Annotated in this window: 18 protein-coding genes and 1 pseudogene; 10 read left to right on the top strand and 9 right to left on the bottom strand. The window is 71.4% G+C overall.

What is annotated here, in order from left to right; all coding sequences use genetic code 11:
* The first annotated feature begins 79 nt into the window (after positions 1–79).
* Positions 80–1,267, top strand: coding sequence for an acyl-CoA dehydrogenase family protein (locus H4F70_RS05760; RefSeq protein WP_182359336.1), 1,188 nt, complete (start codon positions 80–82; stop codon positions 1,265–1,267).
* A 57-nt stretch (positions 1,268–1,324) separates the two neighbouring features.
* A complete protein-coding gene (locus H4F70_RS05755; RefSeq protein WP_182359335.1) occupies positions 1,325–2,467 on the top strand; it encodes an acyl-CoA dehydrogenase family protein in 1,143 nt (380 codons plus the stop codon).
* Between the two features lie 151 nt (positions 2,468–2,618).
* On the opposite strand, the gene H4F70_RS05750 is transcribed toward H4F70_RS05755, so the two are convergent.
* Positions 2,619–3,401 (bottom strand): DUF2249 domain-containing protein, encoded by a 783-nt coding sequence (locus H4F70_RS05750; RefSeq protein WP_182359334.1) that lies wholly within the window; start codon positions 3,399–3,401, stop codon positions 2,619–2,621.
* Positions 3,402–3,487: 86 nt separating this feature from the next.
* Between H4F70_RS05750 and H4F70_RS05745 the strand changes: the two genes are divergently transcribed.
* From H4F70_RS05745 to H4F70_RS05730, 5 genes are all read left to right on the top strand, one after another.
* Positions 3,488–4,318: a helix-turn-helix transcriptional regulator gene (locus H4F70_RS05745; RefSeq protein ID WP_182359333.1), complete on the top strand. Its 831-nt coding sequence runs from the start codon at positions 3,488–3,490 to the stop codon at positions 4,316–4,318.
* Positions 4,315–5,478: a hypothetical protein gene (locus H4F70_RS05740; RefSeq protein ID WP_235681362.1), complete on the top strand. Its 1,164-nt coding sequence runs from the start codon at positions 4,315–4,317 to the stop codon at positions 5,476–5,478. The genes H4F70_RS05745 and H4F70_RS05740 overlap by 4 nt, the downstream gene beginning before the upstream one ends.
* The gene (locus H4F70_RS20375; RefSeq protein WP_235681361.1) at positions 5,475–6,323 is read left to right on the top strand and encodes a hypothetical protein; all 849 of its coding nucleotides are present in this window, start codon (positions 5,475–5,477) and stop codon (positions 6,321–6,323) included. The genes H4F70_RS05740 and H4F70_RS20375 overlap by 4 nt, the downstream gene beginning before the upstream one ends.
* The gene (locus tag H4F70_RS05735; protein WP_235681360.1) at positions 6,215–8,206 is read left to right on the top strand and encodes a multicopper oxidase domain-containing protein; all 1,992 of its coding nucleotides are present in this window, start codon (positions 6,215–6,217) and stop codon (positions 8,204–8,206) included. The genes H4F70_RS20375 and H4F70_RS05735 overlap by 109 nt, the downstream gene beginning before the upstream one ends.
* A gap of 231 nt (positions 8,207–8,437) precedes the next feature.
* On the top strand, positions 8,438–9,301 hold the full coding sequence (locus H4F70_RS05730) for a DUF559 domain-containing protein (protein WP_182359332.1): 864 nt from the start codon (positions 8,438–8,440) through the stop codon (positions 9,299–9,301).
* A gap of 138 nt (positions 9,302–9,439) precedes the next feature.
* On the opposite strand, the gene H4F70_RS05725 is transcribed toward H4F70_RS05730, so the two are convergent.
* Positions 9,440–10,564, bottom strand: coding sequence for an NAD(P)H-dependent flavin oxidoreductase (locus tag H4F70_RS05725; RefSeq protein WP_182359331.1), 1,125 nt, complete (start codon positions 10,562–10,564; stop codon positions 9,440–9,442).
* 8 nt (positions 10,565–10,572) lie between these two features.
* Complete coding sequence (locus H4F70_RS05720; RefSeq protein WP_182359330.1) at positions 10,573–12,207, bottom strand: acyl-CoA synthetase; 1,635 nt, start codon at positions 12,205–12,207, stop codon at positions 10,573–10,575.
* Between the two features lie 155 nt (positions 12,208–12,362).
* Between H4F70_RS05720 and H4F70_RS05715 the strand changes: the two genes are divergently transcribed.
* Together H4F70_RS05715 and H4F70_RS05710 are read left to right on the top strand one after the other, a co-directional pair.
* Positions 12,363–13,223 (top strand): crotonase/enoyl-CoA hydratase family protein, encoded by an 861-nt coding sequence (locus H4F70_RS05715; RefSeq protein ID WP_182359329.1) that lies wholly within the window; start codon positions 12,363–12,365, stop codon positions 13,221–13,223.
* Positions 13,224–13,463: 240 nt separating this feature from the next.
* Complete coding sequence (locus tag H4F70_RS05710; RefSeq protein ID WP_182346024.1) at positions 13,464–14,084, top strand: hypothetical protein; 621 nt, start codon at positions 13,464–13,466, stop codon at positions 14,082–14,084.
* 444 nt (positions 14,085–14,528) lie between these two features.
* On the opposite strand, the gene H4F70_RS20785 is transcribed toward H4F70_RS05710, so the two are convergent.
* Positions 14,529–14,651 carry a hypothetical protein gene (locus tag H4F70_RS20785; RefSeq protein ID WP_268968357.1) on the bottom strand — a complete coding sequence of 41 codons (123 nt, stop codon included), beginning with the start codon at positions 14,649–14,651 and terminating at the stop codon, positions 14,529–14,531.
* Between the two features lie 9 nt (positions 14,652–14,660).
* Positions 14,661–14,813 (bottom strand): annotated as a pseudogene (locus tag H4F70_RS21085) (FitA-like ribbon-helix-helix domain-containing protein); the annotation flags it as partial.
* 215 nt (positions 14,814–15,028) lie between these two features.
* On the opposite strand from H4F70_RS21085, the gene H4F70_RS05700 reads away from it, so the two are divergent.
* Positions 15,029–15,385 (top strand): amino acid permease, encoded by a 357-nt coding sequence (locus H4F70_RS05700; protein ID WP_182346026.1) that lies wholly within the window; start codon positions 15,029–15,031, stop codon positions 15,383–15,385.
* 52 nt (positions 15,386–15,437) lie between these two features.
* On the opposite strand, the gene H4F70_RS05695 is transcribed toward H4F70_RS05700, so the two are convergent.
* The 4 genes from H4F70_RS05695 to H4F70_RS05680 form a co-directional block, all read right to left on the bottom strand.
* A complete protein-coding gene (locus tag H4F70_RS05695; protein ID WP_235681359.1) occupies positions 15,438–16,082 on the bottom strand; it encodes a DedA family protein in 645 nt (214 codons plus the stop codon).
* A 100-nt stretch (positions 16,083–16,182) separates the two neighbouring features.
* On the bottom strand, positions 16,183–16,596 hold the full coding sequence (locus H4F70_RS05690; protein ID WP_182359328.1) for a PIN domain nuclease: 414 nt from the start codon (positions 16,594–16,596) through the stop codon (positions 16,183–16,185).
* Entirely contained in the window at positions 16,593–16,817 is a 225-nt protein-coding gene (vapB, locus tag H4F70_RS05685; protein ID WP_182346027.1) for a type II toxin-antitoxin system VapB family antitoxin, read from the bottom strand. The genes H4F70_RS05690 and vapB overlap by 4 nt, the downstream gene beginning before the upstream one ends.
* Before the next feature lie 68 nt (positions 16,818–16,885).
* Positions 16,886–17,929, bottom strand: a complete 1,044-nt coding sequence (locus H4F70_RS05680; protein WP_182359327.1) for an LLM class F420-dependent oxidoreductase — start codon at positions 17,927–17,929, stop codon at positions 16,886–16,888.
* Between the last annotated feature and the right edge of the window lie 87 nt (positions 17,930–18,016).

Below are 18,016 nucleotides of genomic sequence, written 5' to 3'. Positions count from 1 at the left end.
ATCGGCCGTGAGACACCGCACAGACGCCGGTGCCCTGTGAACGGCCCGCCGGGGCATTCTTCCCGCAAACGGAGGTCACATGCACATCGCCTACAGCCCGGAGCAGGAGGCGCTGCGCGCCGAGCTCCGTGAGTACTTCACCCGCCTGATCACACCGGAGCGGCGCGCGGCACTCTCGGTGCAGAGCGGCGAATACGGCGAGGGCTCCGCCTATCGGGACGTCGTCCGCCAGATGGGCGAGGACGGGTGGCTGGCGCTGGGCTGGCCGGAGGAGTTCGGCGGCCAGAACCGGTCCACCATCGACCAGCTCATCTTCACCGATGAGGCGGCGATCGCCGGCGCGCCGGTCCCCTTCCTCACCATCAACTCGGTGGCCCCGACGATCATGCACTTCGGCACTCCGGAACAGAAGGCGTTCTACCTGCCGCGGATCGCCGCGGGCGAGGTGCACTTCTCCATCGGGTACTCCGAACCGGGCTCCGGCACCGACCTGGCCAGCCTGCGCACGTCCGCGGTGCAGGACGACGCCTCCGGCGACTGGATCGTCAACGGGCAGAAGATGTGGACGAGCCTCATCGCGTACGCCGACTACGTGTGGCTGGCAGCCCGCACCGACCGCGACGCCAAGAAGCACCGGGGGATCACGATGATGATCGTCCCCACCGACACCCCGGGGTTCTCCTACACCCCGGTGCACACCATGGCCGGCCCCGACACCTCCGCGACCTACTACCAGGATGTGCGGGTCCCGGCCGCGAACGTCGTCGGCGAGGTCGGGGGCGGTTGGAAGCTCATGACCAACCAGCTCAACCACGAGCGCGTCGCCCTCACCTCCGCCGCCCCCATCGTCGGGGCGCTCGAGGCCACCACCGAGTGGGCGCTGGCCACCCGGCTCACCGACGGTCGGCGGGTGATCGACCAGGAGTGGGTGCAGCTGAACCTGGCGCGCGTCCACGCGAAGGTCGAATACCTGAAGCTGATGAACTGGGAGATCGCGTGGAGCGCCGAGCACGCGCCGACCCCCGGGGACGCCTCGGCGTGCAAGGTGTTCGGCACCGAGTTCGCCACCGAGGCCTACCGGTTGCTCATGGAGGTCCTCGGCCCCGACGCGACACTGCGCCAGGACTCCCCCGGGGCCCGGTTGCGCGGCCGGCTCGAGCGCATGCACCGCTCGTCGCTGATCCTCACCTTCGGCGGCGGCACCAACGAGGTCCAGCGCGACATCATCGCGATGGCCGCACTCGGACAGCCCGCCTCCCGCCGCTGACCTCCGGCGCTCGGACCACCCTGCGCCGCTCCCGGCGCCCGACCACAGGGATTGCACATGGACTTCACCCGCACCGAGGCACAGGACGACCTCGCCGGCCTCACCCGAGACATCTGCGACAAGCTCGCCACCGCCGACCGCCAGCAGGAACTCGACGCGGTACCGGGCCGCGTCGACGCGGAGCTGTACGCCGCCCTCGCCGAGGCGGGGGTCCTCTCCGCGGCTGTGCCCGCCCCGGCGGGCGGCGGCTTCTCGATCCTCGAGCAGACCGCGGTCCTGAGGGAACTGGGCCGCGCGCTCGCGGGCGTCCCGTATCTGCCGTCGATCGTCATCGCGGCCGACGCCCTGGCGACGTTCGGATCGCCGGCCCAGGTGGAACTGGCACGCCGCGCCGCCGACGGCGAGGCGATCCTCACCGCGGCGCTCGAAGAGCCCCTCACTGCGGACCCGTCCGCGCCGGCGACCACCGCGACGCGGTCGGCAGACGGCGGGCACTGGGTGCTCAGCGGCGCCAAGACCGCCGTCCCCTTCGCCGACGAGTGCGAGGCGATGCTCGTCCCGGCCACCCTCGTCGGCGCCGACCCGCGCCTGGGGACGGTCGGCGTTTTCGTCGTGCCCGCAGCGGAGGTGCGGATCTCCCGGCAGGACACCACGGACCGCGGTAGCGCCGCCGCCGTCGCGCTGGACGACGTCCGGTTGTCCGACGCCGCCAGGCTGGGCGCGGCGGACGGCCCGGGGCCCGGCGCCGACGGACGGGCCGTGCTCACCCGCGTAGTACAGCGCGGCACCGTGGGATTGTGCGCACAGCAGTTCGGCGTCCTCGAACGTTCCCTCGAGCTGACGGCCGAGTACGCGCGTGAACGCGAGCAGTTCGACCGGCCCATCGGCAGCTTCCAGGCCGTGGCGCAACGGCTGGCGGACGCCTTCATCGACGTCAAGGCCGCACGGCTCACCTTCGAGCAGGCGGCCTGGCGGTTGTCGGAGGGCCTCGACGCGGACGACGCCGTGCGCATCGCCAAGTTCTGGGCCGCGGACGCCGGCCACCGCGTCGCGCACACGACCATCCACGTGCACGGCGGCGTGGGACTCGACCGCGACCACCCCGTGCACCGGTACTTCCTCGCCGCGAAGACCGGCGAGTTCCGCCTGGGGTCGGCCACCGCGCAATTGACCCGGATCGGGGCGCGGCTCGCGGGCTGACCCCCGCCGATTCCGGCGGCCCCGGATGAGGGCGGCACTGCATGAGGACGGCACTGCATGAGGACGGCGCCGGAAAGATTCGGCGCCGGAGGAGGAGGCCGGGGCCGATGGCGGTCGGCCCCGGCCCCTCCGGCCTCCGGGGGATGGACCGTCAGATCCGTGCCAGGCGCAGTCGCCAGGCCTCCGGTCCCCGCTGTTCATAGGACACCTCGAGGCGTCCTTGCGCGCGTTCGCTGAGCTGGTGCAGCAGGGGGATCGGGTCATGCGGTGCGATGAGCACCATGGCTCTGCCCGCGGGTACCGCATCGAAGGCACCGAAGACCGTCGCATGCCGGATCGCATGCGGGATCTCACGCACGTCGAGCTCGGGCGCCCCGGGCCCGTCGTGTTCGCCGCACGCGCAGCCGACGTGCCCGCCGGCCCCTCCCTCCGCGGGCGGAGTGCTGCCCGCGAACGGGTCCGGAAGCCGCGCCGCCAGGGCGGCCAGGTCCACGTCCCGCTCCCCTGCGAGCGCCGGCAGCAGCACCTCGTCCTCCACCGTCAGGCGCGCACGCACCAGCGCCGCCGCCGCGTCCGCCGCGGCGATCGCCTCGGGGCGCTCGGTGGCGTCGACCAGCCTGCGGATCTGCTCGTGGATTCCCGGCGCGCACACCCGGTGGGCCTCGGCGAGCAGGCGCGTCACCGGCGCCGAGCGGGCCGCCGGGTACATCGACGTGTCCGCCGCGTCGATGTACCCGCGCAGGCCGCCGCCCAGGAACTCGCGGGCCGCCAGGAAGGCCTGGTCGAACTCCGGTCCCGCCGATCCCGCAGCGCCGCGCAGCGCATCCGCCACCCCGGCGAGCCGGCCGATGATCTCCGCATGCTGCCCGCGCAGCGCGTCCACCGCGCGGGCGTCGTCTGCACTGGTCGCCATGACCACGTCGTTGGTCGTCATCGTGTTCGGGTCCTCTCGCCGTACGGGTGCCAAGGCCATTGTGGCCTCCCCGCAAATAATTTACTACAGTGGATTCCGTGATTAATATGGCTGCACCGGATGGCCGCGCCGGCCTGCCCGGCCGTGGCGCTTCCGCCCGTCACCCCGGGCCCCGCTCCGCACCCGCGCCGGTCGCCCGCCTGTCCGACCAGCGCGCCGCCGTCCTGGACCGGCTGCGGCACCATCCCGACGGTGCGCGCATCGCCGAGCTCGCCGAGGAATCCGGCCTGCATGCCAACACGCTGCGCGAACACCTCGACGCATTGGCCGCGGCCGGATACGTCGAACGCAGCCGCTCCGCACCGCAGGGACGCGGCCGCCCCGCGTGGATCTACACCGCCCAGATCGAGCCCGGCGCGGGCGCCCCGCATGCCGATCCACGGCTGCGTGACTACGCAGGACTCGCGATGTCGCTGGCGTCGATCCTTCGGCGCGTCAGTTCCGACGTGGAGCGCGACGGGCTCGCCGCGGGCGTCGAATGGGGACGCAACCTCGCCCGGGAGCACCGCGGATCCGGTGCCCCCGAGGAACGCCTGGTGCAACTGCTCACCGAGCTCGGTTTCGCGCCCACACTCCGCGACGACGGTGTCTCGCTGCGCCAGTGCCCGCTCATCGACGCGGCACGCACCTACCCGGACGTGGTGTGCACGGTGCATCGCGGCATCGTCCGCGGCGCACTCGTCGAGTTCGGCGGCGACCCGGACGCGAGCACCCTCACCGCCTTCGCCGAGCCGGACGCGTGCCGCCTGGAGATCACCCCCGTCCGGCCGCGTGCCCAGGGCGGCACGCCCGGCGGCTCGGACCACGGCGGAACAGACTGCGGCGGGACAGACTGCGGCGGGGCCGCACCCGCAGCCACGCCGCGGGACCGGGCGTGAGCGCCACCGGCCTCCAGGCCACCCGGCGGATCCGTCTGCTGTTGCTTGCGCCCGGCGGCGTCGCCCTGCTCGCCGGGCTCGACGCCGCGCTCCTGCTGCTGGGGGTGGGCGCCCCGGTCCGGGACCTGTCGCTCACCGCGCTGCACGGGGTCCTCATGGTCCTCGGTTTCGTCGGCACCGTCGTCGCGCTCGAACGCGCGGTGGCGCTCGGCCGCGCGTGGGGTTTCCTGGCCCCAGGCGCGCTCGGAGCCGGCGGCATCCTGCTGTTGACCCCCGCGCCCCGCGACGCCGGCGCGGGGCTTTTCGTCATCGGCACCGCCGCACTCGTCGCCGTGTATATCCCGCTGTGGCGCCGCAACGCGCAACCCGCGGTGCTGGTGCAGGCGGCCGGCGCCGTCCTCGCACTCGGCGGGACCGGGCTCTGGCTCGGCGGGGTCGACATCCCGTGGCTGCTGCCGTGGCTGGTGGGTTTCCTCGTCCTGACCATCGCCGGCGAGCGACTGGAGCTGGCCCACGTGGCGCTCACCGACCCGCACGCGCAGCCGATCGCCCTGGGCATCGCCGGTGCCGTCGTCGTCGGCACGCTCGCCACGCTGCTCTGGCCCGAGGCCGGGTACCCGCTGCTGGGGCTCGCGCTCGTCGCGCTCGTCGCCTGGCTGCTGCGCTACGACATCGCGATGAAGACGGTCCGCGCCACCGGCCTTCCCCGGTTCTCCGCCGCCTGCCTGCTCGCGGGGTACGCCTGGCTCACCGTCACCGCCCTGATCTGGATCGTCGCCGGCCCCGTGCGGTCGGGGCCGCTCTACGACGCCTCCGTGCACGCCGTCCTGCTCGGGTTCGTGATCTCGATGATCATGGCCCACGCGCCGATCATCCTCCCCGCGGTGCTGCGCCGTCCCCTCCCCTATCACCCGGTCATGTACGCGCCGGCCGTCCTCCTGCACGCCTCGCTTCTACTGCGGATCATCGGCGGCGACGCCCGCGGGGTCGAGCGCCTGCTCCAGTGGGGCGGGGTGCTCAACATCGTCGCGTTGCTGGCCTTCGTCGTGGTGGCCATGGGCTCCGTGCTGCGCGGTTCCCGGCCCGGCATGCGGTCCCGCACACCTGCTTCGGACGCCGCCGACCGGGGGGCCGATCACCAGAAGGCGGCGACACCGTGAAGCTGAGCACGTGGCATCTGCGCACCGGTTCGGTGGTGGCCGCGTGGCTGGTCGCGCTCGTCGTCGTGGCCGCGGCCCACGAGCAGATCCCACAGTCGCCGTGGCTGCTCGTGCACCTGCTGGGCCTCGGCGCGGCCACCAACGCCATCCTCATCTGGAGCTGGTACTTCACGGAGGCCATGCTCAAGCTGGGGCGCGACCAGGGCCGGCGCACCCAGACCACCAGGTTGGTCGGGCTCAACGCCGGTGCCGTCGCCGTCGTCGCCGGGGTCCTCGCCGGCGCCTGGCCGGTCACCGCCGCCGGCGCCACCCTGGTGGGCATCGTCGCCCTGTGGCACGGGGCGGCCATGGCCCACAGGTTGCGCCACGCCTTGCCCTCGCGCTTCGGGCCGATGGTCCGCTTCTACGCCGCCGCCGGGCTGATGCTGCCCGTCGGCGCGGGGCTGGGCGCCGCGATGGCCTGGGGCCGGCTGCCCGGCGACTGGTACTCGCGGTTCATCGTCGCGCACGCGATGCTCAACGTGCTCGGCTGGATCGGGCTCACCGTCCTCGGCACCCTCGTCACGCTCTGGGCGACGATACTGCGCACCCGCATCGGCTCCGGTGTGGAAGACGCGGCCAAACGGGGCCTGCCCGCCCTCGTCGCCGCGCTGGCCGTCGCCGTGGGCGGTGCGCTGAGCGGGCTCGCCTGGCTCGCCGCCGCCGGCGCGCCGCCTATACCGCCGCCGTCGGCTACGTGCTGTGGCCGCACGTCGACGAGGCGCGCCGCAAGAAGCCGATCCACTTCCCCCCGCTGTCGGTGCTCGCCGGGGCCGCCTGGCTGGCCGGATCCCTCGTCACGCTGACGGTGGGCCTGGCGGTGGCCGCCGCGCATGGCGGACCCGCGGTGTGGTCGTCGGCCGAGGACGCCCTGCGCGGCGTCGTCCCCGCCCTCGTCGCCGGGTTCCTCGCGCAGGTGCTGCTGGGCGCACTCTCCTACCTCATGCCGGTGGTCCTCGGCTCGCGGCCGTCGGCCACGCAGCAGGCGACGAAAGTCCTCGACACCCTCGCCGTCGCCCGCGTCACCATGGTCAACGCCGCGCTGCTGCTCGCCGTGCTACCGACTCCGCGGCGCGTGCAGCAGTTCTCGTGGATCGTCGTGGTCGTCGGGCTCGCCGTGTTCGTCCTCCTCCTGGCGCGCGCGTGGCTGGTGGCGCGCAAGGCCGGGAGCGGTCCGATGACCCCGCCCGGCCGCGGCGCACGCGTCGACCCTGACAAGGGCCGGCGTCTCGGTCACGCGCTCGCCGGACTCGGGGTTGCGGTGCTCGTCGCGGCGGCCGGGGTCGCGGTGGACCCCGCCGCGGCGGGCTTCGACTCCGGCGCGGCCACGCAGGCCGCGGGTCCTGCCGCGCAGTCGACCGGCGAGACGACGACGGTGTCGCTGCATGTGCAGGGCATGCGCTTCGTCGACGCCGACGGCCGCACCCTTGGCGCCGGCACCCCCATCGAGGTCCCACGCGGCGACAAGCTGGTCATCGAACTGACGAACACCGGCGACCAGCGCCACGACCTCGTACTCGCCAACGGTGCGCGCTCGCCGCGGCTGGCGGTGGGGCAATCGGCGCGGATCGACGCGGGCGTGATCGACGGGAACGTCGACGGGTGGTGCGACATCGCCGGCCACCGGCAGATGGGCATGGTGCTGCGCATCGACGCCGTCGGCGGGGACGGGGACGCGGTGACGCCGGGAATCGGCCGGGGCAGCGGGCGCGGAATGATGCACGGTCGGATGATGGACCGTGGGCGGCAGGATTCGCCGCAGGCCGCACAGGCGGACGGCACCTCGGCCGTGCCCTCGCTGCCGGACCTGCTCGCCGACCCGGGCCCCGGGTTCCAGGCACGCGACGCCGCGCTCGCCCCCGCGTCGGATGAGACGGTGCACAAGCTCACCTTGGACGTCACTGACGAGAAGATCGAGGTGGCGCCCGGATTCACGCAGACGCTGTGGCCGTACGGCGTCGACGGGCAGGCCGGCACCGTGCCCGGCCCCGTGCTGCGCGGCAAGGTGGGCGACAGGTTCGAGATCACGCTCCGCAACGACGCCACCATGGATCACTCCATCGACTTCCACGCGGGCAGCCTGGCCCCCGACCGGCCCATGCGCAGCATCGCGCCGGGCGAGTCGCTGACGTACACCTTCACCGCGACGAAGTCCGGCATCTGGCTCTACCACTGCTCCACGATGCCGATGTCGCTGCACATCGCCAACGGCATGTTCGGGGCGGTCATCATCGACCCGCCCGACCTGCCACCGGTGGACAGGGAATACGTGCTGGTCCAGTCCGAGGAGTACCTGGGGGCCGACGGTTCCATCGCAGACCAGGCGAAGATCAACGCGGAGAACCCCGACCTGGTGGTGTTCAACGGCTACCCGAACCAGTACGACCACGACCCGCTCACCGCGAAGGTCGGCGAGCGCGTGCGGATCTGGGTGCTGGCCGCCGGGCCCAACGACGGCACCACGTTCCACGTGATCGGCGGGCAGTTCGACACCGTGTGGAAGGAGGGTGCCTACCTGCTGCGCGCGGGGAACTCCTCGCAGGGCGGCAGCCAGGCCCTGGACCTGGGGCCCGCCCAGGGCGGGTTCGTTGAGCTCGTCTTCCCCGAGGCCGGGCACTACCCGTTCGTCGACCATGCGATGGTGGACGCCGAACGCGGGGCCCACGGCATCGTCCGGGTGACGGACTGAGCCTGCCGGCCGGCTGACCCCGCGCTCGGTACGTTCTTCGGTGATTCCCCGTCGCAATTCACCGAAGAACACACCGAGCGGCGACGCGCACGGGGCCCGAGTTATCCACAGGCGGCCCGGCGGATCGGCAGTGCAGGGGCCCGCGGATGCCATGCTCGCGGTGTGGGGGAACCGACAGAACCTTTTCGGGCCAAGGACGCCATAGCCGCCAAACGCATCACGGATCATCGCGTGCGCACCCGTTGCCGCAGGCTCATGCCCGGCATCCACCTGCGCAGAGACGTCGAATACACCGCAGAGCGCCAGGCGAGGGCACTAGCGCTGTGGCTCCGGGGCCGGGCGGTGCTCGCCGGATTCTCGGCGGCCGTGCTGTGGGACACGAAGTGGATCGACGCCGACAGGCCCGCTGCGTGCAATTGCCCGCGCCGCCTGCCCGCGCCCGAAGGAGTGGACGTGTACCGCGACGTGCTGACGGAAGGCGACGTCACCGTCCGGCACGGCATCGCGCTGACCACGCCCGTGCGCACCGCCTTCGACCTGGGCCGGCGGCTGGAGCTCGACGACGCCGTGGCTGTTCTCGACGCGATGTACCAGACGAAGCTCGTGCGCAAGCAGCAACTTGCCGACTACGCGCGCAGACATCCGGGGAGCGCACACATCCGACGGCTGCGCGAGGCTATCGTGCTCTCCGACGAGGGCGGTGAATCGCCGCAGGAGACGCGCACGCGGCTGGCGATCATCCGCGACGGGCTCCCCCGGCCGGCCACCCAGAAGTACGTCCTGCGATCGGACGGTACGGCGATCGGACGCGTCGACATGCTGTGGCCGCGGTGGCGGGTGATCGTGGAGTACGAGGGCGACGGGCATCGCGCCGGCAGCCAGTTCGACCGCGACTGCGCGCGCTGGAATGCGCTGCAGGACCACGGTTGGCAGGTCGTCCGCGTCAAGAACGGGATGCTCGACCCGGACGAGCGGGGTGCGACGATGCGGCTGATCCGCGATGCGCTCTGGCGGTCCGGCGCACCGGTGGATCAGTGGCCGTCGCCGACGCACCCGTGGGTGCCGCCCGCGACGCACCCGGACGAGGCCACCTGACGCCCCGCCGCTCGGTACGTTCTTCGGTGATTCCCCGTCGCAATTCACCGAAGAACACACCGAGCGCGGGGTGCGCGATGGCGACGCCGGGGCCCGGCACCCTGTCCCGGCGTGTGGGGCGCAGTGCAGTGCCTCCGGCTACAGCGACGCGAGCCGGGCGACTGCCTTCTCGTATTCGCCGACGAGCTGATCCATGCTCTCGGCCACCGGGCGGATCGTGTTCATCCGGCCGACGATCTGCCCGGCGGGCATCGCCACCACCTCCGGATCGTCCGCCGCGGAGATCCGCTGATGGGCCTCGCTGACGAGGATGTTCTGCAGCGGCATCGGCAGCGGGTCGGGCGCGCCGGGCGCGGACCACGCGTCGGTCCACTTGGTCTTGAGCAGCCGCGCCGGCTTTCCCGAGTAGATGCGGCTGCGCACCGTGTCCGACGACGTGGCGGACAGCAGGGCGCGCTGGATGGTCGACGGCCCCTCCCCCGACGCGCTGCCCAGCTTGTATTCGGCGGCCGTGAGCCAGTACGAGCCCATCCACACGCCCGACGCGCCGAGCGCCAGCGCCGCGGCGATCTGCCGGCCGCTGCCGATGCCGCCCGCCGCGAGCACAGAGACCCGGTCGCCCGCGGCGGCCTGCACAGCGTCGACGATCTCGGGGACGAGGACCATCGACGCGATCTCCCCGGTGTGCCCGCCCGCCTCGTACCCCTGGGCGATGACGATGTCGACGCCGCTCTCGACGTGGTGCAACGCGTGCGGCACCGCGCCGGCGAGGGCCGCGACCGGCACGCCGTGTCCGTGCGCCTCGGCGATGATGTCGGCGGGTGGTGAGCCCAGCGCGTTGGCGATGAGGGCCGGGCGGTGCTTCAGCGCCACATCCACCTGCGCGCGGGCCACCGAATGCAACCAGCCGAGCACGCCCGCCGCGTGCTCGTCGGACGTGTCCAGCGGCGGCACGCCCAGGTCGTCGAGGGTGCGGTCGACGAAGGCGCGGTGCTCCGGCGGGATCATCGACTCGAGGTCGGTCTGGCCGCCCTCGGTGGGCACCTTCGCCGGCATGACCACGTCGACGCCGTAGGGCTTGCCGTCGGTGTTCTCGTCCATCCAGGCCAGGGTCGCCTCGAGCTCGTCCGGATCGTTGAACCGGACGCAGCCGAGAACGCCCAGGCCCCCGGCTCGGCTGATGGCAGCGGCCACGTGTTCGGAGGGGGTGAAGCCGAACACCGGACGTGCGATGCCGAGCTGTTCGCAGAGAGGGGTGCGCATGTGTGTCCTCAGGAGTTGGTGGCCGCAGCGGCCTTGCGGGCGTCTGCGGGGCGGGATTCGGTGATGGATACGGCCCACTTGTAGTCGGGCTTGCCGGCGGGCGAACGCTTGATCTCGTCGACGAACCACAGCGCACGCGGCGTCTTGTACCCGGCGATGTGCTCGCGCGCGGCCGCATCGACCGAGTCGAAGCTCGGCACCGCGTCGTCGCGCACGGCGACCACCGCGGCCACGGCGCTGCCCATCCTGTCGTCGGGGATGCCCACCACGAGCGCGTCGAAGACGTCCGGGTGCGCCTTGAGCGCGCCCTCGACCTCCTCGGGGAAGACCTTCTCGCCGCCGGTGTTGATCGACACCGAGCCGCGGCCCAGCATCGTCACGGTGCCGTCGGCGTCGACGGTCGCGTAGTCGCCGGGGATCGAGTAACGGACACCCCTGATCGTCTGGAACGTCTTGGCCGTCTTCGCCTCGTCCTTGTGGTAGCCGATGGGCAGGATGCCGCACCGCGCGAGCAGGCCCACCTGGCCCGAGCCCGGCTCGACCGGTTCGCCGTCCTCGCCGAGAACCTTCGTAGACTCGTCGATCTTCACGCGCGGACCCGAGTCCGGCTTCGTGTCCTTGGTGATCAGGCCCATGCCGGAGAACCCCGTCTCCGATGACCCGATCGAATCGGTGAGCACGGTGTTCGGCAGCGCGTCCAGGTACTGGCGCTTGACCGACGGAGAGAACAATGCGGCGCTCGAGGCGATGGCGTAGAGCGTGGAAGTGTCGTGCTTGCCGGACAGCAGCCCGTCGATCATCGGCCGGGCCATCGCGTCACCGACGATGAACAACACGTTGACCCCGTGCTTCTCGATGACCTGCCAGGCGAAGTCGCCGTCGAACTCCGGGTAGACCACGGCCTTGCCCGCAGTGAACAGGCTCTGGAAGACGGCCCACTGCGAGCCGCCGTGAATGAACGGCGGGATCGGGTAGCGCACCATCTGCGGGTTGCCGGCGCCCTCGTTGGCCAGCTGCCACTCGTCGGCCACGTACTCACCGGTGACGAAGTTGATGCCGCCGCCGAGCACACGCCACACGTCTTCCTGGCGCCACATCACCCCCTTCGGCATGCCGGTGGTGCCGCCGGTGTAGAGGAAGTAGAGGTCGTCGCCGGAACGCGCGCCGAAGTCCCGCTCGCCCGGCTGCGCGGCGAGCGCATCCTCGTATCGCGCGGCGCCATGGGTGCCGTACTGGGCGTCCGTGCCGTCCTCGATGACCACCGTGGCGGTGATCTTCGGCAGGCCCGGCAGGATGGCCGCGACCTTGTCCGAGTACTGGCGCTCGTAGATCAGCGCCACCGCGTCGGAGTCGTCGAGGATATGGGTGAGCTCCTTCTCCACGTACCGGTAGTTCACGTTCACCATGACCGCGCGCGCCTTGAAGATGGCGATCATGGCCTCGATGCATTCGATCGTGTTGCGGCTGTAGAGCCCGACGCGGTCGCCCGGCCGCACGCCCCGCGCGATCAGATGGTGCGCGAGCCGGTTGGCGCGCTCGTCCATCTGCGCGTAGGTGCGGGTGCGGTCGCCGGACTCGAGGGCGATCCGATCCGGCACGAGGTCCACACAGTGCTCGATGAGGTCAGCGATATTCAGGGCCACACGACCCAAACTAGAACGTGTTACGGTTCTAGGCAAGGGCATTTCGAGATCTACGTCACGAGCAGCACCGATGCCGGTCCGCGCCACACGAGGTCCTGACACGGCCCGGCGCCTGCCGGCGCATCGCCCACCCGCAGCACCGACCCGGAGGACAGATGACCGACACCGCAGAACGGATGGACATCAGCAGCGAGCACTGCCTGGTCGACAAGCGCGGACACACGCTCATCGTCACCATGCACCGCCCGGAGGCCCGCAATGCCCTGTCCGCGGACATGATGGCGACGATGCAGGCCGCGTGGGACCTCGTCGACGAGGACCCGGACATCCGCGTCGCGATCCTCACCGGGGCGGGCGGCGCGTTCTGCGCGGGCATGGATCTCAAGGCGATGAACAGCGCTCCCCCCGGCGAGTCGATGCGCACCGGCGACCAGGAAGGCGGAGGCGGGGGCGCAGGGTCCTCATCCTCGGGCGGGCTGGACGTCACGCGGCTGCCGGCCCTGCTCAAAGGCCGCCGGCTGACCAAACCCCTGATCGCGGCCGTCGAGGGGGCGGCCGTGGCCGGGGGCACCGAGATCCTGCAGGGCACCGACATCCGCGTGGCCGGGCGCAGCGCCCGGTTCGGCGTCGCGGAGGCCAAGTGGGGCCTGTTCCCGCTGGGCGGCTCGGCGGTGCGCCTGGCCCGCCAGATCCCGTACACCCTCGCCGCGGACCTGCTGCTCACAGGCCGGCTCATCAACGCCGAGGAGGCCCGCGAGTACGGCCTGATCGGCCACGTGGTGGACGACGGCGCCGCATTGGACAAGGCCCTCGAGCTGGCGGAGACCATCGCCGGCAACGGCCCCGTCGCGGTGCAGGCGATCCTGCGCACCCTCCGCGAAACCGAGGGCATGCACGAGGAGGACGCGTTCCCCATCGAGGCGAAGATCGGCGTCGAGGTGTTCCGCAGCGACGACGCGAAGATCGGCCCCAAAGCGTTCGCGCAGAAGCAGAAGCCGGAGTTCACAGGCCGCTAGCATCCCCGATCCGCACGGAGACGCCGTGGCCGCACCGTCAGGCCGGTGCGGCCACCGTGATCTCTTCCCCCGCTGCCACCTCGGCGATGTATCGCGACGCGTACTGCCGCAGTTCACGCACGCCGATGTCCTTCACACATCCACGGTAGCGCCAGAAGTGCTACACAACTGCCGTCCGCATCCTGCACGCACAGGCGCCATCGCCCGGTGGACTGTGCCGATAGGCGCTAACCTCAGCGCATGACGGCCCCTCATGGTGGTGCACGACTCGCAACGGTGCTCGCCGCCGCCGCACTGGCTCTGGCCGCGTGCTCGTCCTCCACCGGCGGCGACGCGCTGCCCGCTGTCACCACCACGCCCGCGCCCGCCGTCAGCACCGTCTCCCCCACGGCGGCTGACACCAGCGCGACGACGAGCATCGCTCCCCCAGCGGTCACCACCGTGCCCACCACCGCGAGCTCCACGGTCGCCGCCCCGGCCACCACGCCCAGCAGCGGCTCGGGCATCGCCGCGGCCGTCGCCGGCGAGTGGATCGGGCACACCCGCTCGATGGATCTCGCACCGGACGGCACCGGCACCATCTCCCTGTTCAGCGGCTGCTGCACCGGCGAGAAGTGGACGGTGCACTGGGAGCTCGCCGGCGACACGATCACCGTCACCCTGGTCGACCGGCTCGAATCCACAGGCGGCGGGCTCGGCGATCTGGCGCAGGGGTACACCTTCACCGGCGCGCTGATGCGGCCTGACGGGGAGGTCACCGCCCTGCACTTCGTGCGGCCCGGCGAAGACATGAGCGACCGCGACCAGGGCTTTTTCTGGTGCAGCGAGCGGTACGGGTACACGCACTACTGCGGGGCATGAGGGGAGCTCAGGCCGCGCCCACCGCCTCGGCGCGCGCCCTGATGCGGCCGAGCACCGAGACGATGCCGTCGACGTCGGTGCTGGTGAAGACGTCGTCAGGGCCCGTGGGTGCGTGATTGGTGTCGGGCGATGTCGACTTCGCGTCAGCGCAGATAGGCGGCGGCCTTGGCGCGGAACCGCGTAAGCGGACGTCTCGTCCACACCGAAACCCAGAATCCGTCCCTCGAAGATCGGAAGGAACTCGTCTTCAATGCAGCTGCGATGCAGAGCCTTACGGCCGCCGTCCGGCAACTCCGCTTATCCGTACCGGATACCGGGTCCCCGCGACAGTGATGGACGTGAGCGACAGCGTCGCCGTCGACTGCTCATCGAGCCATCGGACCACGCTCGCGTCCGGTGAACGGCGCAGCAGCTCCGACTGCTGCACTTCGGCGTAAAGGATGGTCACAGCAGGTCCACCGGTTCGCGCGTGGAACGATTCCACTCGACCTCCAGATCCACACCATCCACCCTGCCGCCGATTCCCGCGAGAAGACTGCCGAGCCGGACGCGATCCTCGGGCAGCACTGCCGCATCCACAATCGCGCGTACCTCCGCCTCGGTGCTGCGATTATGCGATGCGACACGGGCTATGAGCGCACGGTGCGACTCTCCCCGGCAGGTTTCGGATCGTGACGGCCGGCATGCAGGCCTCCCGCCTTCGGCCCCTGATCGACAACGCCCCTTCAAGGAGCGCCCCTCAGCGCCGATCGGTTCGTTTCGCCCCCAGCACCCGATATCACGTTCAACCAGGTGATATCAGTGACTGACGGGAGCGATGCGCCTTCTGTGGAGTCGCTCGCTCCCGCAGCACACACCGGCGCATCCGGCGCTCACGCTCGGTGGTCCAGGGGATACCTCGACCAGAAACCCACTGCTCCCCCGCGACCTCGTACGCTGCCCCCATGATCTGGTCGATGCTCGCAGCGTGCGCCGTCGTCGCGGCGGTGGCCGGCGCGGTCCTCCCCCGGCGCGCCCGGTTCGCGCCGCTGGGGCGGCCGTGGTTCTGGCTGCTGTTCCCCGCCACCTGCCTCGTCGCCGCCTGGTGGGTAGGCGTGTCGATCGGGTGGGTCGGGAACCTCGGCGGCTCGGCTCGCTTCTTTTGGGACGCGTTCACGCCGGCGCCCGAGGGCCAGCAGTTCCTCAGCAACGAGCAGTTCCAGCAGATGCAGGACCAGCGCCGGCTGCGACGGGTGCTGCCGGTGGCGGTGGCGGTAGGTGCCGTGCTGTCGGTGTGGGCCTGGCGCCGGCGCCGCATATGAGCCCGACGGCCAGGAGCCCAGGTTGAGAACGGGCGCTGGCCGGGATCCCCGTTCAGTGCGTCGACTCCTCCGACTGCGCATCCTCGTCAGCGGCCGGCCGCTTGCGCGCCTGGAATCGCTGCATGAGCTTGTCCACGATGAAGCCCACCACCACGGCGACGCAGATCGAGATCACCGCTCCCAGCAGCGGCTGCGACTCGAACCAGCTGCCGACGAAGTGCCCCATCAGCGCCGAGTACGACGCCCAGATGAGCCCGGCGACGACGGTCAGCGGGAAGAACACGCGCCGCGGGTATCCGGTGGCCCCGGCGGTGATGTTCACCGCGATACGCCCCACCGGGATGAAGCGCGCCGTCACGATGATCACCGGCCCGCGCTCGTCCAGTGCGCGACGGGCCCAGGCGAAGGCCGCGGCCGTCTTCGGTTTGCGCATCCACGCCCACCGGTCGGTGCCGACGAACTTACCGATGGAGTAGGCGATGTTGTCGCCGATCACCGCCCCCAGGGCCGCCACCGGGATCACCGCCCACAGGTACGGCTCGCCGGTGGCCCCGCCCAGCGACCCGAGGGTGACCAGCACCGTCTCGCTGGGCACCGGCGGGAAGAAGCCGTCGATGATGCACACCGAGAACAACAGCGGATAGAGCCACAGCGCATCCGACTCACTGATGATGAAGTCGTTGATCGAATCCAACAAGCGCGGGCCCCTTCACGCCGATGCGGGCGAGTGTCACCTCACCTTACCCAGCAGCGGGACCGGCCCTGCACACCGAACGGTCGCCCCGCGACGTCGCCGGTCATGACACCGCCAGACGGGCGACGGGCTGACCGGTGACCTCGGCGATCAGTTCGAAGTCCCTGTCCACATGCAGCACGGTGAGGCGCGCGTGCTCGGCAACGGCCGCGATGATCAGGTCCGGCACCGACGGGCCCCGGTGATGCCCGCGTGCCGCCAGCATCCCCTGGACCTCGACGGCACGGCGCTCGGCGGCGGGAGTCGCGTGCTCGACGGGCATAAGGGCGATCGGCGCGGTGGTCAATGCGCTCCGGTGCCCCTCCGCAGAGCGCGCGGAGTAGCCCACCTCCAACAAGGTCACCGTGGCGATGCGGACGAGGCCGCGCCGAACCCGATTGTTCCATTCGTCGACATCGCGCGAATCCGGCATGCGTACCAATGCTGACTTGTCGATCAGCCACGGCGCCCGCGTCACGACCAGGCCTCCCCCATCACGGAGGGATCGCCCAGGTCCGCCGCCGCAGCGCCGAACCTGCGCCAGTCGTCCACCGTGACAGGGATGTCCGTGCCGGACCGGAACTCCACGTCGAGCCGTCGCCGCAAGAATTCCGCCCGCGACTGCCCGCTCTCCGCCGCACGACGGTCGATCTCCGCCACCGTCGCCTCGTCCAACCCGCGAATAAGGATATCGGCCATGCCGTAAGCCTCCCGTCGACGCCGATCGATATCAATGATATCGAAAGACGGCCGGGTGATGACCGCGATCACGCCCCCTGCAGCACCACCTCGGCGAGGCGGCGCACCTGAGCGGCGTCCCGACAGGTCACGAGCATCGTGGTGACGCCCGCCGCCTTCCACCGGGCCACCTCGCGGCGCACATGCTCCGCGTCCCCGATGATCATCGTCTCGTCGATCATCTCGTCGGGGATCGCCGCCGCGGCCTCGTCCTTGCGCCCGGACCGGAACAGCGCCGTCACCTCGTCGACCACCGCGCCGTAACCCATCCGGCGGTAAACCTGCGCGTGGAAGTTGAGCTCGGGCGCGCCCATGCCGCCCACATAGAGCGCCACCGTGGGCCGCACGCCGTCGCGCACCGCGCCCGGGTCGTCGGTGACGGTGATCTGGCACGTGGCCGCGATCTCGAAGTCCTGCCGGCTGCGCCGCGCGCCCGGGCGGGCGAAGCCCTCGTCCAGCCACTCGTCGTACATCGGCGCCAGGCGCGGCGAGTAGTAGATGGCCAGCCATCCGTCCGCGATCTCTGCCGTCTGCGCCACGTTCTTGGGCCCCTCGGCGCCCAGCCAGATCGGCACGTCGGCGCGCAGCGGGTGGGTGATGGGCTTGAGCGGCTTGCCCAGCCCCGTCGCCCCCTCCCCCGCGTACGGCAGCGGGTAGTGCGGGCCGGCCTGCGTCACCGGCGCCTCACGCGCCAGCACATCGCGGATCACCTGCACGTACTCGCGCGTGCGGGCGAGCGGCTTGGCGAACGGCTGCCCGTACCACCCCTCCACCACCTGCGGGCCGGAGACGCCGAGCCCCAGGATGAACCGCCCCCCGGTCAGGTGGTCCATGGTGAGCGCGGCCATGGCGGCGGCGGTGGGCGTGCGCGCGGAGAGCTGTGCCACCGACGTGCCGAGCCGCAACCGGCGGGTGTCCGACCCCCACCACGCGAGCGGCGTGAGCGCGTCGGACCCCCAGGACTCGGCGGTGAACGCGGAGTCGAACCCGCATTCCTCCGCTGCGGCGACCAGCGGCGCGACGTCCTCCGGCGGCCGGGCGCCCCAGTATCCGAGTTGCAGGCCGAGCTTCATGTCCGATCCCCTCTCCACCGAGTTTCAGTCAACTCGTCAAAAACCCTTGCCCTGTAAACGAGAACGTGTTCTACTTCACCATGTGAG

Source organism: Tomitella gaofuii (assembly GCF_014126825.1).
GTDB classification, from domain to species: Bacteria; Actinomycetota; Actinomycetes; order Mycobacteriales; family Mycobacteriaceae; genus Tomitella; species Tomitella gaofuii.
Note: the sequence above shows the minus strand (reverse complement) of the source record. Positions and strands in the feature narration are given on the sequence as shown.